Source organism: Acidimicrobiia bacterium (genome assembly GCA_016650365.1).
Classification (GTDB): domain Bacteria; phylum Actinomycetota; class Acidimicrobiia; order Spongiisociales; family JAENVV01; genus JAENVV01.
The window spans coordinates 1-2,579 of sequence record JAENVV010000056.1 but is presented as its reverse complement, the minus strand read 5'-3'; the positions used below and the strand labels follow the sequence as shown (position 1 = coordinate 2,579).

Here is a 2,579-nt window from a genome sequence, read left to right as displayed (position 1 = left end):
GGTGAGGTTGAGTGCCGTTCCGTACCCCACGAATATTGAGAGGCCTGTGATTGCGGCGACGATACCGTAGACCCGCCAGGTCGACGATGGCGCCATTGATACCTCGGTCTTGCGGATGAGTCCGTACTGTTTGCCGAGGTTGTGGATGAGGAATGTCCCAGCGGTTCCAAGGGCTGCGCCGAGAGGGCCGAAACGGGGGATCAAGAACAGATTGAGTCCGATGTTGGACGCCAGCGCGATCCCATTGATTCCAACGAGAAACCCGATCTTCCGGTACACGTTGAGTGTCATTCCGTTGAAACCGAACATGGCATTGACGTAGTACCCGCCGGCCAGAATGCCAAGGAGAACCGCCGAATCGGCATAATCCTCACCAAGGAGCCGCGTGGTGAACTCTCTATTGAACAAAAGGCACATGACCAGTACGGGAAGCGTCAAGATCATGATCCAGTTGGCGGTTTCCCAGTAGCGCCTACTGACGTCGGAATGGAGACCGCGGGCGTACAGCCGCGCCACAAAAGGAATGTACAAGACGCCGAATGAGGTCAGGACCAGTTGGGTCAACTTGGCGGTGGGTTGCACCGCCCTCAGAGCCGCGACATCCGTCACCGACCCGAAGAATTCAAGTAGGATCGAGTCAGTGGCATTGATCGCCATGAATACGAGATCTGTCGACAACAGTGGAAGCGAGAAAGTCGCTAGATCCCGAATTGGAAAACGCATGACCATATCTGGATCATCGGCCCGCCTACCGGCAACATAGCGCCCGAGGACCGACGCAAACACGGTCAGACCGACGAAACCGGCCACTGCATAGCCGACCGCAAGAAACTCGACACTGCTGTTGGTGCGAATGAGCAGCGCCACCGCGACCAGCTTGAGCAGGGGGGCAACCACATGTCTTCGGAGGAAGATGGCGCCGGTCTTGCGGAAGGCGGCCAGCAACGTCACCATAAGATTGTCAAGCGCATCGACCGGAACGAGCACGATCAGGATGGCCAACATCGAGACCGCCACCGGATCCTCGATCAGGTTCCCTGCGATAAATGAACGGGCAGCCCAAAAGCCGACCACCACGATCGCTCCCAGAACGGCCGTGAGTCCGCCGACGAAAGCTATGGCTCCCACCATCGAGCCGGTATCTTCGGTTTCGTCAAAGATCGGTACGTACCGTGACAATCCTCGGTCAAGTCCGAGTTGGACCGCGGCTTGAAGGACGGCCACCATCGACAGCGCGTATGCAAAGGCTCCATAGTCGCTCTTCGCCAGGTATCTGATGATGAGGATCTGCGTCGCGTACCCGATGAATGACGACAAAATCCGGCCGCCCAGAAGCAGGCTCGATCCTCGAACCTGACTGCGCGACTCCGAATCGACGCCGTCGCCAGCGGGCGCGTCGATCCCCCCAATCTCGTTGTTGCTCAAATCCTGTCGGCTGAAATCAGCCTTCCTTGGCCCTTCTCAAGAACGCAGCCATCTGGCCCCGGGTAACATAGTTCGTTGGGCAAAAGGTCGTGGCTGTACATCCCTGCGTGATCCCGGCCTTTGCCAAGCTCACAATATCGTTGGCGAAGATACTGCCAGCGATATCTTTGAACGGTGACGACCCCCCGGCCGGTAATTTGAATCCCCGCACGAGAAATGCAGCCATTTCCCCTCGCGTGACGAGCTTACCAGGGCAGAACTTGTCTGCAGCACAGCCGTTGGTGATCCCCGCCGCATAGAGCCGGTTGATATCGTCTTCAAAAGTGTCGCCAGTCGTGTCGGTGAACCCTGCAGATGGGGCGGCCCTCAAGTTGAGCGCCCGTTTGAGGAAGGCCGCCATCTGGCCCCTGGTAACCGGCTTGTTCGGGCAGAACTTCGTGGAACTACATCCTGACGTTATGCCTGTCTTGGCAAGCCAGGTGATGTCACTTTCGAATATGTGGCCCGAGACGTCGGTGAAGCCACTCGGCGATGGCGGGGGAGTGACAGCCGCCGACCCGGGGGTTACCAGCACTTCCCAGTGTTCACCCTTGATGTTGCAGAGGCTCTTGCGATCGAGGTTCCATAGGAGTCCGCGACCACTGGCTTCGGTGTCTTCGAGTTTGAGCACCATGGCGCCACCCGTGCTATCTCCTACGATCATGCCGTAGTCCTGGAGGCCTTTGGCAATGACCAGGGCTTGGCCCGACAACCCGAGGGAAGCGAGGTTGACGCCCGGCTTGATTCGAATCCGGGTGCCTTCTCGGGGTGCATTCGGATTGGTGGTGTCACCGTCGCTGTTGAGCATCGGGAAGACATAACCGGAGTTGGCAGTATTCACACCGATCTTTACAACATTGTCGAGCCTGCCGTCGGCAACATCGTCGTAGTGAACCATTGAAGCCGAACCTGGATAGCCGCGAAATGTACCCCGGTTCCGTGAATCGTCAGAAGCTGCCAGACGACCGTCGATGCCGATGGACGCCAGGTAGGCGACGCTGCCACCGCTGACTGTCCACTTTTTGGTAGACGGGTCGTAGGTGGCCTTAGAAAGCTGAGCCACGACTCCTTTGGCCGTGTCGTAGACAACCATTTCCCCATCGGAGGTATCAGCG

2 protein-coding genes are annotated in these 2,579 nt (G+C 58.0%); both read right to left on the bottom strand.

Features of this window, described 5'->3' with window-relative positions; all coding sequences use genetic code 11:
* On the bottom strand, nucleotides 1–1,425 hold a 1,425-nt coding region (locus JJE47_03585; GenBank protein MBK5266491.1), incomplete at its 3' end, for a flippase.
* Between the two features lie 16 nt (nucleotides 1,426–1,441).
* On the bottom strand, nucleotides 1,442–2,579 hold a 1,138-nt coding region (locus tag JJE47_03580; GenBank protein MBK5266490.1), incomplete at its 5' end, for an S-layer homology domain-containing protein.